Origin of the sequence: Ruminococcus sp. FC2018, from assembly GCF_000621805.1 — a bacterium.
Classification (GTDB): domain Bacteria; phylum Bacillota; class Clostridia; order Oscillospirales; family Ruminococcaceae; genus Hominimerdicola.
Genome location: NZ_JHXH01000004.1, coordinates 142268 through 156929 on the forward strand (window position 1 = coordinate 142268; position 14662 = coordinate 156929).

At 44.7% G+C, this 14662-nt stretch carries 13 protein-coding genes; 10 read left to right on the top strand and 3 right to left on the bottom strand.

Features of this window, described 5'->3' with window-relative positions; all coding sequences use genetic code 11:
• Nucleotide 1: 1 nt before the first annotated feature.
• A complete protein-coding gene (locus T494_RS0104190; RefSeq protein WP_028505220.1) occupies nucleotides 2-2281 on the bottom strand; it encodes an ABC transporter ATP-binding protein in 2280 nt (759 codons plus the stop codon).
• Nucleotides 2282-2570: 289 nt separating this feature from the next.
• On the opposite strand from T494_RS0104190, the gene T494_RS0104195 reads away from it, so the two are divergent.
• The 3 genes from T494_RS0104195 to rpsI all read left to right on the top strand — a co-directional run bounded on the left by T494_RS0104195 (nucleotide 2571) and on the right by rpsI (nucleotide 4540).
• Nucleotides 2571-3329 carry a hypothetical protein gene (locus T494_RS0104195; protein WP_155984031.1) on the top strand — a complete coding sequence of 253 codons (759 nt, stop codon included), beginning with the start codon at nucleotides 2571-2573 and terminating at the stop codon, nucleotides 3327-3329.
• 362 nt (nucleotides 3330-3691) lie between these two features.
• Nucleotides 3692-4120, top strand: a complete 429-nt coding sequence (rplM, locus tag T494_RS0104205) for a 50S ribosomal protein L13 (protein ID WP_028505222.1) — start codon at nucleotides 3692-3694, stop codon at nucleotides 4118-4120.
• An 18-nt stretch (nucleotides 4121-4138) separates the two neighbouring features.
• Nucleotides 4139-4540, top strand: coding sequence for a 30S ribosomal protein S9 (gene rpsI, locus T494_RS0104210; RefSeq protein WP_028505223.1), 402 nt, complete (start codon nucleotides 4139-4141; stop codon nucleotides 4538-4540).
• Between the two features lie 300 nt (nucleotides 4541-4840).
• Here rpsI and T494_RS0104215 read toward each other — a convergent pair whose 3' ends face one another.
• Nucleotides 4841-6121, bottom strand: coding sequence for an aminotransferase class I/II-fold pyridoxal phosphate-dependent enzyme (locus T494_RS0104215; protein ID WP_028505224.1), 1281 nt, complete (start codon nucleotides 6119-6121; stop codon nucleotides 4841-4843).
• 380 nt (nucleotides 6122-6501) lie between these two features.
• On the opposite strand from T494_RS0104215, the gene sufC reads away from it, so the two are divergent.
• The 7 genes from sufC to T494_RS13345 all read left to right on the top strand — a co-directional run bounded on the left by sufC (nucleotide 6502) and on the right by T494_RS13345 (nucleotide 13451).
• On the top strand, nucleotides 6502-7248 hold the full coding sequence (gene sufC / locus T494_RS0104220) for a Fe-S cluster assembly ATPase SufC (RefSeq protein WP_347490859.1): 747 nt from the start codon (nucleotides 6502-6504) through the stop codon (nucleotides 7246-7248).
• Nucleotides 7249-7252: 4 nt separating this feature from the next.
• Entirely contained in the window at nucleotides 7253-8662 is a 1410-nt protein-coding gene (gene sufB / locus T494_RS0104225) for a Fe-S cluster assembly protein SufB (RefSeq protein WP_028505226.1), read from the top strand.
• 5 nt (nucleotides 8663-8667) lie between these two features.
• The gene (locus tag T494_RS12235) at nucleotides 8668-9549 is read left to right on the top strand and encodes a SufD family Fe-S cluster assembly protein (protein ID WP_197021117.1); all 882 of its coding nucleotides are present in this window, start codon (nucleotides 8668-8670) and stop codon (nucleotides 9547-9549) included.
• The gene (locus tag T494_RS0104235; protein WP_028505227.1) at nucleotides 9536-10765 is read left to right on the top strand and encodes a SufS family cysteine desulfurase; all 1230 of its coding nucleotides are present in this window, start codon (nucleotides 9536-9538) and stop codon (nucleotides 10763-10765) included. Before T494_RS12235 ends, T494_RS0104235 begins: the two co-directional genes overlap by 14 nt.
• Entirely contained in the window at nucleotides 10755-11183 is a 429-nt protein-coding gene (gene sufU, locus T494_RS0104240) for a Fe-S cluster assembly sulfur transfer protein SufU (protein ID WP_028505228.1), read from the top strand. Before T494_RS0104235 ends, sufU begins: the two co-directional genes overlap by 11 nt.
• A gap of 21 nt (nucleotides 11184-11204) precedes the next feature.
• Nucleotides 11205-11417, top strand: a complete 213-nt coding sequence (locus T494_RS12240) for an Rrf2 family transcriptional regulator (RefSeq protein WP_051540052.1) — start codon at nucleotides 11205-11207, stop codon at nucleotides 11415-11417.
• 201 nt (nucleotides 11418-11618) lie between these two features.
• Complete coding sequence (locus tag T494_RS13345) at nucleotides 11619-13451, top strand: PP2C family protein-serine/threonine phosphatase (RefSeq protein ID WP_051540054.1); 1833 nt, start codon at nucleotides 11619-11621, stop codon at nucleotides 13449-13451.
• Nucleotides 13452-13496: 45 nt separating this feature from the next.
• Here the strand turns inward: T494_RS13345 and T494_RS0104255 are convergent, their stop codons facing one another.
• Nucleotides 13497-14582 carry an ATP-binding protein gene (locus tag T494_RS0104255; RefSeq protein ID WP_037343884.1) on the bottom strand — a complete coding sequence of 362 codons (1086 nt, stop codon included), beginning with the start codon at nucleotides 14580-14582 and terminating at the stop codon, nucleotides 13497-13499.
• Between the last annotated feature and the right edge of the window lie 80 nt (nucleotides 14583-14662).

Consider the following 14662-nt stretch of genomic DNA (forward strand, 5'->3'; position numbering starts at 1 on the left):
ATCAGTCGCCCCCCTTTCTGCCTGCAAGCGCAAGCTGTTTGTTGTATTCTTCCTCTGAAAGCTGCGACTTTACGATCTGGTCGTAAACATCACAGGCGCCAATAAGCTCAAGGTGAGTTCCCTTTCCGGCGATCTTGCCGTCATCAAGAACGATTATCTCATCAGCATTCATTATGGTAACTATACGCTGGGCAACAATTATTATCGTTGCATCCTTTACGTTCTCGCCCAACGCCTTACGCAGAGCAACGTCCGTCTTGAAATCAAGTGCGGAGAATGAATCGTCGAAAATAAGCACCTTCGGCTTCTTTGCAACGGCTCTTGCAATAGACAGTCTTTGCTTCTGACCGCCTGATACGTTTGTTCCGCCCTGGGATATCTCCGACTTGAATCCATCGGGCTTTGCGGTTATGAACTCGGTCGCCTGAGCTATCTCGGCAGCTTTTTCAAGCTGCTCATGGGGAGCATCGGGGCAGCCAAAGGCAAGGTTTGAATCTATATCGCCGCTGAAAAGTACACCCTTTTGCGGGACAAATCCGATAGCATCACGCAGGTTTTTCTGGGTGTAATCACGCACATCAACGCCGTCAATGGTTATCTTTCCTGCGGTAACATCGTAAAACCTCGGTATAAGATGGACAAGGGTGGATTTGCCGCTTCCGGTGCTTCCGATAATGGCAGTAGTCTTACCCTCTTGTGCTGTGAAATCAATATCTTCAAGCACATCTGCATCTGCATTGTTGTATCTGAAATTAACGTGGTCGAACTTGACAACGCCCTGAGTAATCTTTTTATTGGGGTCAGCGTCCTCTTTATCCTTAATAGTACCCTCGCTTGAAAGCACCTCGTCCACACGCTCTGCTGCCACAGCAGCTCTTGGCAGGAACACGGATATCATTGTCAGCATAAGGAAGGACATAATTATCATCATGGCGTATGTGATAAACGCTGTCATACTTCCCACCTGAAGCTTGCCAAGGTCGATCTGCTTGGCTGCTATCCACACAATAAGTATAGACACGCCGTTCATGACCAGCGTCATCGCCGGGAACATAAAGCTCATTGTCCTGTGGGTGAAAAGCATCGTCTTTGTCAGATCGCTGTTTGAACCGTCAAAGCGTTTCTCCTCATGCTTTTCTCTGGAAAACGCCCTTATAACAGGCAGACCCGTAAGTATCTCTCTTGTGACAAGGTTAAGGTTATCCACCTTTTTCTGCATGATCTTGAACTTAGGCATAGCAATGAACATAAGCAGACCGATAAGCAGAGAAACTGCTAAAACGGCAATTCCGATTATCCATGTCATGCCCGAGTTTGTGTTGAGCACCCTTATCATTCCGCCAATGCCAAGTATAGGTGCATACAGGCACATTCTCAGCATTATGGTCAGCACCATCTGTATCTGCTGGATGTCATTGGTGGAACGGGTGATAAGGCTTGAGGTGGAAAAGCTGTCCATTTCCTGATTGGAAAAGCTTATGACCTTCTTGAAAACACCCTTACGCAGGTCAAGTCCTATGCCGGCACCGATCCTTGCCGCAAGAAAGCCCACCAGTATGGTACAAAGCATTATTATGCCTGCCATGCCCAGCATTTTAAGTCCTGCTTTCCACAGATAGCTTTTTTCAAGGCTGTTAAGGTCAACGCCCAGCTTGTCATATTCACCCTGTACAAAGGCTTTTGCAGACTGCTCAACGGTCATCTGGGACATTTCATCCATTTTCTTTGAGAAGTCCTCTCTGAATTTAAGACCTGTGCCGCCCATTTTCACCATGTCAAGCATGGTCTTATCATTTGCAATTTCAGCTGCCCCGGGCGCCATCTTCTCTGCGTTCCCCGGATTTTCTCCCTCGCCCTGAGGTGCGTTCTCAAGCTTTGTGCGGCTTGCAAACGAATAAACTGCCACTGTGGTCTGCATCGCCTTGTCAAGCTCATCCAGCTTTTTGCTGTCGTCCGTGGTAAGCTTGTATACCTTTCCCTTTGGCACACTGTCTTTCAGCGGAACAATATCGGTATCCTTTATCGAGTCGATAAGCTGGTAACATTCCTGTGTGAGCTTTTGCTCATCATCTGTCATAAAGACCTTTATGTCGTCCAGCGTCTGCTGTGATATGACCTTAGGCGATGGCCTGTCCACGCCCTTTTGCATTATTCCCGTATCCACTATGTCGGCGGTATAATCGGGAAGCGCAAGGTCACACAGTGCCTGCACCACCAACAGCAACAGCACCGCAAGGCACTGAAGCTTATATCGGCTCAGATATTTCAATAGTTTGCCCATTTTTCCTCTCCTTACTGAATGTCGCTGTTCTGCCGGGGATCCGATATGTAAAAAATTTCACTTTCACCATTGCAAAAACGCCCTTAACAGCTTATAAGCCCACATTTACATACAATTCAATGCTACACTATTTTAATCATTAAGTCAACAATTTCACTGACGAATTTCAGTAATAGCGGCAGCAATCTTTTTGTGTATTATTCACATATCGCCCCTGCCCCTTGATTATTTTGAAAAAATGCTGTATAATATTACAAATGTATCATCTTAACGGAGGGATAGTATGCATATGAATTATCAACCGACTGTTGACTACGGACTGCCGAAAATACAAGTTCCCGGCGGATATCTGATGTATGCCATATTTCTTCCGGCAATAGGGCTTTTTCTGGAGCGATATGCTTATTCCGCAAAGATAGCAATGATACACTGGGCTTTGGTGCTGATACTTATGCCCATCAGCTGTGCCCTTGACAAGCGTATGCTGGAAAAGCACGATGTAAACACCATAACCCTCGGTAAGACCTATCTTTTCCCGCCCCTTTACATCTTCAGAAGACAGGTCCTTGTCCGCAAAGAAGCGGCACTGTGCATCGCCTGCATTATTCTTTGCGTGGGAGCGGTCTTTACCAACGGATTTGTTAAAGGTCTCAGGATAAATAACGATATAATGCCCGACGTTGTGCAAAATAGCAGTTTCAGCCAGCTGAACAACTTTTCCGGCTCAACGCTGACAACTGTGGGCGAATGCCTTAAAGCATATTCCAGCGAGGAGCTGAAGTGGAACTCCGAAAAAACAGATTACGGATTTGAGGTAACTGCCCAGGGAAAGCATAACAACAAATGCTTTTCCATGGTGTTTGTGGTGGAGTTTGACGGCTTTACCTATCACGATTTCTATATTGACAAAATCCTTGAAAACGACCGGGAGCTTGATAAGGACAGCAAAACAGAAGTGCTTGACCAGTGCTTTATAAAGTACGAGACCGACAAAAAAGAGGGCAGATCTTCCGGCAGATCAAGCTCATCAGAAACCGACAGCCGGTAACAAGGAGATGTGATGCGCATATGTCTTCGGAGTTTGAGTTCAACAAGCCCACCGACTGCATCGTAAACTCTGTCCACGTTATGCCTTTGACGCAGGAGAACTGAGAAATAAACACAAAAAACAGCTCTGAAACCGCTTGTTTTCAGGGCTGTTAATATATCGTTAAAAAGTGAAATGGAAAACGAGAAATCGAGAGAAACGAAGAAAAACAGAGAGATTTAAAGAGAATGAGGGATATAAATTAAAAATTCGCTTGTTTAGCCCTTGACTTTTACAAGGACATTCTGTATAATGGACAATGTTGCGAGTCCGCAGTATGTCCTGCGGAAACTAACTAACCAAAATTGAACGGAGGAAAACATATGTCAACTTATATGCCTAAGGCTGCAGATATCAGCCGCACATGGTATATCCTGGACGCAGAAGGTCAGTCCCTGGGTAGAGTTGCTGCTAAGGCTGCTCACATTCTTCGTGGCAAACACAAGCCAACTTTCGCACCACACGCTGACTGCGGCGACCATGTTATCATCATCAACACAGACAAGGCTGTTCTCACAGGAAACAAGCTTGAGGACAAGTATTACAGATGGCACACAGGCTGGATCGGCGGTCTGAAGGAGATCAAGTATTCCAAGCTTATGGCTGAGGAATCTGACAGAGCCATGACCATTGCCGTAACAGGAATGCTGCCTCACAACTCTTTGGGCAGAGCCTGCGCTAAGAGACTCAGAGTATACAAGGGTGCAGAGCACAACAACGCTGCTCAGAAGCCTGTAAAATACGAACTGTAATTGAAAGGAGCAATATAGATGTACGAATCAAAGAAGCCATATTTTTATGGTACCGGAAGAAGAAAGCATTCTGTTGCCCGTGTTCGTGTTTACGAGGGAACAGGTAAAGTTACAATAAACGGAAGAGATATTGACGATTATTTCGGACTTGAAACACTCAAGCTGATCGTTCGTCAGCCATTCGGAGTTACCAACACCGTTGACAAGTACGACATCGTTTGCACAGTTGCAGGCGGCGGAGTTACAGGTCAGGCAGGTGCTATCAGACACGGTCTTTCAAGAGCTCTGCTTCAGGCAAGCGACGATTTCCGTCCCCTTCTCAAGAAGGAAGGCTTCCTGACAAGAGACCCAAGAATGAAGGAAAGAAAGAAGTACGGCTTGAAAGCTGCTCGTCGTGCTCCTCAGTTCTCAAAGAGATAATCTTCACTTTCTCAATTCGCCGTATTTTTGGCACTTTTCAGACCTTGCAAATTCTTCATGGTCTTTGTCTGGTCTTTATCGAAAGTTTTTTAATATCCGTCCCGATCTGTCGGGGCGGATTTTTTTATACTTCAGCATACAAGAAAAGCGGAACATCGGTGATAGCCGGCATTCCGCTTTAATTATTATCTCATTGTGTTAACAATGGTGTTGAATAGTATCTGTTACAGCTGTCAGGAAGAAGGGCAACAATAGTTTCGTCACGGGGATAGCATTGTATTATGATCTTCTTTTGCTCTTTTATCTGATAGCCGCAAATCCGTTTTCAAGGTCAGCGATTATGTCGTCAATATGCTCGGTACCGATAGAGAGCCTGATAGTGTTCCGGTTGATACCTGCATCAATCAGCTCCTTCTCTGAAAGCTGCGAATGTGTGGTAGATGCAGGGTGGATAACCAGAGACTTAACATCAGCTACGTTGGCAAGCAGCGAGAATATCTTGAGTGCGTCGATGAACTTCCACGCCTCCTCTTTTCCGCCCTTGATATCAAAGGTAAATATGGATCCACCGCCATTTTTAAAATACCGATTATAAAGGTTGTGCTGGGGATGATCCGGAAGTGACGGATGGTTCACCTTTTCAACAAGCGGATTTGACGCAAGATAATCAACGACCTTCTTTGTATTCTCTGCATGACGCTCAAGTCTGAGTGAAAGGGTCTCTATGCCCTGCAAAAGCAGGAATGCATTAAACGGTGAGATCGCAGCACCGGTATCACGTAGAAGGATAGCTCTGATATATGTCACAAATGCTGCCGGACCTGCTGCTGCGGTAAAAGATACACCGTGATAGCTCGGATTAGGAGCAGCGATACCGGGGAATTTTTCAGCTGTCCAGTTGAACTTGCCCGAGTCAATAATAACACCGCCAAGTGTAGTTCCGTGACCGCCGAGGAACTTTGTTGCAGAGTGAACAACTATGTCCGCACCAAGCTCGATAGGCTTGATAAGAAACGGTGTACCGAAAGTGTTGTCGATAACAAGCGGAATGTTATGCTCGTGTGCGATCTTGCTGAGTGCCTCAATATCAGGGATATCGCTGTTGGGATTACCAAGTGTTTCAATAAAGATAGCCTTTGTTTCGGGCTTTATAGCTGCACTTACCTCATCAAGCGCATGTATATCCACAAAGGTCGTGTCGATACCGTAAAGCGGAAGTGTATGCGCAAGCAGGTTAAAGCTGCCGCCATAGATAGTCTTTTGTGCAACAATATGCTCGCCCTTTCCTGCGAGAGCCTCAATGGTATAGCTGATCGCTGCCGCACCTGATGCAACTGCAAGTGCTGCGACACCGCCCTCAAGAGCTGCTACTCTTTTTTCGAGAACGTCCTGAGTTGAGTTGGTTAATCTGCCGTAGATATTGCCTGCATCAGCAAGACCAAAACGTGCTGCTGCGTGCTCGGAATTATGGAATACGTATGATGTGGTCTGATAGATAGGCACCGCCCTTGAATCTGTTGCGGGGTCTGCCTGTTCCTGTCCAACGTGAAGCTGTAATGTTTCAAATCTATAATTGCTCATAAGTCTTTACTCCTTTTATAATGAATGTGTTTATTCTTTTATCTCTCGCCTCTTACTTCTTACATCCAATACACATTCGTCCGCAGCAGTAATTATTTCGGATAAGCACAGTAAAAATAATCGTCATTATCAGCACTCCTTTGTGTGTGTAAAACCTATTTCCTATCAGATTGGTATGTTTTAAGTATAGCTCAAAAATCCTACAAAGTCAATAGGAAATACTGTACAAAGAAACACAATATAAGCCTACCGATGTTGTATGATATTATAAAAGTCTTGATAAACCTATTGACTTGGTAGGTTTTTAATGTTAAAATGCTTGTATACCATAGTGTGATGGTAGGAATTATACATAGCTTTATAAATTCAGGAGGATGAATATGTCACAGCTACTTACAATAACAGACCTTTACGTAAGTGCGGAGGAGAAAACCCTGCTGCACGGTGTATCACTAAATATAGAACACGGCAGCACTCATATTCTGATGGGTCACAACGGTGCCGGAAAATCAACCCTCGGTCTTGCGATAATGGGAAGCCCCGAATACACGGTCACAGGTGGAAAAATAGTATTTGAAGGTGCAGACATAACTAACGAGTCAACTTACGAGAGAGCAAAGCGAGGTATTTTTCTTTCATTCCAGAACCCTGTTGAGATACCCGGGATAACGCTGTGGGAATTTCTGCGGAACTCGCTGGAGCAGATAAGCGGCAAGCACATGAAGCTGTGGGATTTCAAAAAGAAACTAAAAGCAGCAATGGAGCTTCTGAATATGGACATTTCCTATGCAGACAGAGATCTCAACGTTGGTTTTTCAGGTGGTGAGAAAAAGAAATCCGAGATACTTCAGCTGCTGATCCTTGAGCCAAAGCTTGCCATACTTGACGAAACAGATTCCGGACTTGATGTTGATGCGGTAAAAGCAGTTTCTCAGGGGATAAACGAATACAAGTCCCGTACAGGAGGTTCGCTGCTTATCATCACGCACAACACAAAGATGCTTGAGTCACTCACCGTTGACACAACACACATTCTCTCTGCCGGAAAAATAGTTTGTGATGGTGGTGCAGAGCTTGTTGATGATGTTATCCAAAACGGATTTGACAGATATAACGGCAAGGAGTGAAAATATGAGTGAAAAGACTTATGTTGCGGATATTGACCGTTCTCGCTATGACTTCAGATTTGAAGAGGATGAAAGCAGCTTCCTCGGCAGCGGACTTGACAGCGAGATAGTAACTGCTATTTCGGAGGAAAAGGGCGATCCGGAATGGATGCGAGCTCTGAGGCTGAACTCACTTGAGATATACAATAAGACAAAGATGGCAGACTGGGGACCGTCGATAGATGAGCTCGATGTAGACAAGATAATCACTTATATCAGGCAAAAAAGTCGTATGAACACTGACTGGAACGACGTTCCCGATGACATAAAAAAGACTTTTGAGAACCTTGGCATACCACAGGCAGAAAGAGAATCTCTCGCAGGTGTAGGGGCACAGTATGACAGCGAGCTTGTTTATCATAATGTCAGGAAAGAGGTCGCTCAGTCCGGAGTTGTATACACAGACCTTGAAAGTGCAATGCACGACGAACGCTACGCTGAAATGATAAAAAAGCACTTTATGAAGCTCGTACCGCCCACAGACCACAAGTTTGCGGCACTGCACGCAGCGGTATGGTCAGGCGGTTCGTTTGTTTACGTTCCAAAGGGTGTCAGACTCGATATCCCTCTGCAATCGTATTTCAGACTTAACGCAAAAGGTGCAGGACAGTTTGAGCACACGCTGATCATTCTCGAAGAGGACTCATATCTCCACTTTATAGAAGGCTGCTCTGCCCCGAAATACTATGAGGCAGGGCTTCACGCCGGATGTGTTGAACTGTACGTAGGCAAAAACGCAACGCTGCGCTACTCTACCATCGAGAACTGGTCAAAGAATATGTATAATCTTAACACCAAGCGTGCACTTGTGTCCGAGGGTGGAAAGATCGAGTGGGTCTCAGGCAGCTTTGGTTCACACGTTTCATATCTGTATCCGATGAGTATACTCAATGGCGAGGGCGCTCGGGCTGAGTTCACAGGCATAACCTTTGCAGGTGAGGGACAGAATCTTGATACGGGTGCAAAAATGGTCCACAATGCACCGAACACTTCATCGTATATGAACACAAAGTCCATCAGCAAATCCGGTGGGAAAAGCACGTTCAGAAGTGCTGTTGTGGTAAATCAGAACGCACACGGCAGCAAGAGCGCCGTAAGCTGTGAATCGCTGATGCTCGACAGTATTTCACGCTCGGATACCATTCCCGCAATGGACATACGCACAAAATATGCCGACATCGGACACGAAGCGAAAATAGGACGCATCAGCGACGAATCTGTTTTCTATCTGATGAGCAGAGGGATAAGCGAACAGGACGCAAGGGCGATGATAGTCAGAGGTTTCGCAGACAACGTTTCAAAGGAGCTTCCGCTTGAATATGCGATGGAGATGAATAATCTTATTGGGCTTGAAATGCACGGAAGCATAGGGTGATGAAAATGAGTACGGTAAAACTTAACACACTTCCCGTGCAGACATTCTCGTGGCTGGGAGTGAACGATACACACAGAGAACATGAACACAACGGCATAAAGGCTGTTACACTTGACGGTGATATAAATGAGATCAATATTTCGGAAAGTGCAGCTTTTGAGATAACTGCACACTGTGGTGAGAACAAGACCGGGGTCATGTTTATTGATCCCCGGGGCAAAACGCAGATAAATACGTCTGTCAGCGTCGAAAGCAGCTCTTCTGTCAGATTGGTGCAGGTGTTTGAAAGCAAGGCACAGACTGTCTCAAATGTAGATGCAAGCCTTTCTGACAATGCAAGCTTTGAGCTTGTCCAGCTTTTTCTTGGGACGAGTGACACGCTCAGTGAGATCAACACGCAGCTTAACGGCATAAAATCCGAATTCACAGCAAACATTGGCTATCTGCTCAGCGCAGACAACAAGCTGGATATTAACCTGATCGCAAGGCATCTGGGGAGAAAAACTAATTCGCAGATAACTGCAAATGGCGTTATGAACAGCAGCTCCAAAAAGGTCTTCAAGGGAACTATTGACTTTATAAAAGGCTGCTGCGGTGCAGTCGGTGCAGAAAATGAGGATGTTCTGCTTATCGGAGAAAAGGTCAAAAATAAAACTGTTCCACTGATACTGTGCGCAGAGGAGGACGTTCAGGGCAGTCACGGCGCATCTATCGGACGAGTTGATGAGGAGCACATTTTTTATATGCAGTCAAGAGGCTTGCCCGAGGATAAGGCAGTGCAGCTTATGGCACGCTCAAAGATCGCTCAGATAGTAAACACCATTTCAGATGAACAGGTACGGGAACGTATATACAATATAATAGGGAGAGATAATGAAAATGGCTAAGCCCCTTTCAGGGAAAGAGAATTTCCCTGTTTTTGATAAATACAAGGACCTTGTTTACCTTGATAATTCCGCAACTCAGCAAAAACCAAAGAGAGTCATAGATTCAGTAGTAAAGTATTATAGCGAGCAAAACGCCAATCCGCTGAGGGGGCTTTACGATCTGTGCATAAAATCAACAGACGCTTATGAAAATGCCCGCAAGACTGTCAAGGATTTTATCAATGCAGACAGCACAAAGGAGATAATCTTTACACGCAACGCAACCGAAAGTCTCAACCTTGTAGCATTCAGCTGGGGACAGGCAAACATCAGACAGGGTGATGAGATACTTATAAGCATTTCCGAGCACCACTCAAACCTTTTACCCTGGCAGATAATTGCAAAACAAAAGGGTGCAGTGCTAAGATTTCTTGAATGTGACAAAAGCGGAAAATACACAGCCGAATCTCTTGAAAAGGCTTTGACTCCAAAAACGAAGCTGTTGACTATAGCGCAGATATCAAATGTTTTCGGAAGGCTCAATCCGATAAAAGAGTTTGCAGACATTGCCCATAAAAACGGCACTCTGATAGTCTGTGATGCTGCACAAAGTGCGGCGCATATCCCCATTGACGTGAAGGATCTTGGCGTGGATTTTCTCGCATTTTCAGGACATAAGATGCTTGCTCCTATGGGAATTGGAGTTGTTTTCGCAAAGCAGGCAATACTTGAAAAAATGCCGCCTTTTCTTTCGGGCGGCGAGATGATAGAATATGTTACACGTGAGGATGCGACCTACGCAGAATTGCCGCACAGATTTGAGGCGGGCACAGTAAACGCCGGTGGTGCTGTCGGACTTGCTGCTGCGATAGACTATATCAAAGAGATCGGATTTGAAACAATCCAAAAGCGTGAGAATGAGCTGACGGAGATCGCATTGAACGAAATGAATAAAACGCCCCACGTGAAAATAATCGGTGCAAATGATGCAAGCAATCATCACGGAATACTGACATTTACAATAGACGGTGTACACCCGCACGATATCGCAGCGATATTTGATGCTGACAACATTGCAATACGTGCCGGTCATCACTGTGCACAGCCCCTGCACCAATATCTTGATGTACAGTCAACAGCAAGAATGAGCCTTGCATTTTACAATGACGAGCAGGATATAACACGATTTATACAAACACTCAGGTCGATAAGAAGGAGAATGGGTTATGACAACTGACAGTTTTTACGGAGAGGTGCTTGCCGATCACAATCTGCACCCGCTGCACAAGCATGAACTTAAATGTGCAACCCACTGCTGCAAGGGATTGAATCCGACCTGTGGAGATAACATTTTGCTTAATCTGGACATTCACGATGGTATTATTGCAGACGGTTCTTTTGCCGGAATAGGGTGTGCGATCTCACAGGCTAGTGCGGATATAATGCTTGAGCTGATCATAGGAAGATCCCTTGATGAGGCAAGGCACTACACAGAACTTTTCAGAAAGATGATAGCCGGCGAAGCTACAGACGACGAGATCGAAGAGCTTGAAGAAGCCGGTTCTTTGCTGAGCATTTCAAAAATGCCCGCAAGGGTAAAATGTGCACTGCTTAGCTGGAACACGATGGAAAAGCTTATTGACGAGGAGAAATAAAACAGAAGGGGAAAAACCGGAATGAAGATAAATACCAAGGTGGAGCTGGGCATAGTCGCACTCACTGATATAGCGATCCATTCCGAAGACGGACAGACTGTTCGTTCCTCGGACATTGCTCAACGCCAGAATATCTCTCACAAGTATCTTGAACAGATACTTCTCGTTCTGCGTCAGGGAAAGTTTGTTAAATCACACAAAGGCATACACGGTGGATACCACACCGCAGTCTGAGAGCAGTTCAATAAAGTCATACTTCTCATCGTTCAGATCATACATACGGAAAAATTATGCATGCCCCAAATATTCATTGACAACTGTACACACTCAGAAAAAAGCTCTTCATGTATATAATTGACTTATAAAGATTTATATGGTATAATGTTATATTATACATCCGGACATTGTGCATTTTTTTGTTGAGGGGAACAATTTATGAGTGGTAAAACCAAAAAAAAGATACACCACAGGCTTCTGATACAGATCGGTATCATATTGACACTGATCTTCTCACTTTCGGTGTTTATAAATATATATGCCATCTACGGCGGAAGTGTAAAAATGTACCTTCAAGCAAAAAATGATATGATCTCCGCCGATTTGGAGCGCATCAAAAAGCCCTTTGAATTTGAGGATAAAAGAGTGTCTTCATGGATTTTTAAAGAGTGGGAGAAATTAGGGGACGACCTAGCCAAACCTTATGATGTCAATGATTCTCTGGACAATAAGATCGACCAGACCCTTTTCCCGGGCAAAGATACATCGGTGTTCGGATCGTATAAAAAAATAAGATACCCAAGGCTTGAAAAACTTACAGATGCGGAAAAAGAACGAGTAGCCAAAATACTGTATTACTCAGTAATGATCGACTTTGCATTCAGCAACAGGGAGTATAATTATGATTCCCTTTACTGTATCGATATCGGAAAAGCATCACGTGGGTTCACCTTCTTCTACTTTGACTATGATAATCTGAACGGTGATTATATAATCCCCGAGGAAGATAAAATTGACGAATACAAAGAAAAATATAAAACCGGAAAAATAATTGATTACAGCTCTTCTGACCACCCCGCCATAGATAACATACTAACTCAGAACGAATCGGAAATCGTCTTTGAAACAGTGGAGGGCAGCGGCGAAAAGGATAAGCACTACATCGGATATGTCACTGTGGCAAAAAACGATGATATGTGCGTGACTGTGTGTATTTCATACAACTGGAGTGAATTTGCTTCCAGTTTGTCCGGAAACCTTAAGATCATGGCTGTCCTGTCACTTGGCGGATCGCTTATGTCAAGCGCACTTGTGCTGTTCTTCATCTATATATTTGCGATCAAGCCTCTGAGAAAGGTAAAGCACGGTGTGCAGAATTATATGGAAAACAAGGATAAGGACGAAGTTGTACGCAGCATGAGTGAAATAAGATCCAAAAACGAGTTTGGTATCCTTGCAGACGATATTTCACAGCTTGCCGTTGAGATCGACAGATATACCAATGAAAATGTACAGCTTGCAACGGAAAAGGAAAGAGTTTCCGCCGAACTTGACCTTGCTGCAAACATCCAGTCCGGTTCACTTCCCAAAAAATTCCCCGAAATGGACAATTATGAGCTTTTCGCATATATGAAACCGGCTAAGGAAGTAGGCGGAGATTTCTACGACTTCTTCTTTATCGACGACGATCACCTGGGAATGGTCATCGCCGACGTATCCGGAAAGGGTATCCCGGCATCGCTGTTTATGATGATGACCAAGATCCTTATAAAGAACTATGTCATGGCAAAGCTCTCACCTGCTCAGGTTCTTTCCTGTGCAAATAACAGCATCTGCGAAAACAACCCAAACAATATGTTCGTTACAGCATGGCTTGGCATTATTGATCTTAAAACAGGTCACATTGTTGCGTCAAATGCAGGTCACGAATACCCGATACTGCGAAAGAACGGTGAAAAGTATGACCTTTTGAAGGACAAACACGGATTTGTGCTTGGCGGCATGGACGGGGTAAAATACACCGAATATGAGTTTGAACTGCAAAAGGACGACGTTCTGTTCCTGTACACCGACGGTGTGGCAGAGGCAACAAACACTGAAGAAAAGCTGTTCGGAACAGAGAGGATAGTGGATGCTCTCAACGAATCACCCGATGCGTCCCCGAAGGAGATCCTGGACACGGTCAACAAAGCGGTGGACAGATTTGTGGGAAATGCAGCGCAGTTTGATGATCTGACAATGCTTTGCATAAAATACACAGGCAAAAATTAAACGGATAATAAAAAGGCAGACAGCTGAAATATGCTGCCTGCTTTTTTAATCGTTATATCCGTCAAGGAAATGTGTTATCTCACCGTTTTTCTTGTAGGAAATGATCGTGTTCAGATTTACGTTTTCAACGCTGCGGAAAATGTTTGCCTCGATCTGTGGATTGCGCTGTTTCAGCTGTGCGATAAGGTTTTTTATCTCAAGCCGTTTTGAGTCAGACTCACCTGTTTGTCCTACCGAAGTGTTTTCCTCAGTAAAACGGCAGGCGCATTGTAAAAAATGCAGGTCGTTATAATCACGCCAGCGTTTTATCTCCGCTTCCCTGATAAGATACATTGGTCTTATCAGCTGCATACCTTCAAAATTTGCGCTGTGAAGCTTTGGCATCATAGTTTGTACCTGACCGCCGTATATCATTCCCATGAGAATAGTCTCGATAACATCGTCATAGTGATGACCCAGTGCGATCTTGTTGCAGCCCATTTCCTTTGCTTTGTTGTAAAGATGTCCCCTTCGCATCCTTGCGCAAAGGTAGCAGGGGTTGTTTTTTACGTTAAACACCGAATTGAAGATATTAGTTTCAAATATTTCTATTGGTATGCCAAGTATGCCTGCGTTTTTCTCGATAAGGCTGCGGTTCACAGGGCTGTATCCCGGGTCCATAACAAGAAAGCGAAGCTGGAAATCGAACTTATTGTGGGCTTTAAGCTCCTGAAACAGTTTGGCAAGGAGCATAGAATCCTTACCTCCGGAAATACAAACCGCTATCCTGTCCCCCGGCTTTACAAGTTCATATTTTATTATCGCCCTTGCAAATCTGCTCCATATGGGACGTGCAAACTTTTTGCGAATGCTCTGCTCTATTTCACGGCTGCGGTCGCTTCCGTCGATGCTTTCAAAAAGCCATTTTGAATACCCCCCTTCAAGGGCATGAGCATCCACACCCCTTTCCCGGAGCTGTTTCGCTGTCTGCTCGCTGAATCTTCCGTTGCGGCAGACAACTTCCACCTTACAGTCCCCGTCAAACTCATGCTCCAGCAGCTGTTGTGCCGTCATATTCACAGAGCCGGGCAGGTGACCGTTGTCAAAATCCGACTTATCACGTATGTCTGCTGTAAAGACGTTTTGTGCCATGTTGTTATTTCCTTTCACTTGACATTTTACATAAAATATGATATATTTTTCATGCAATAATATGACTGCCACCGGGTAGG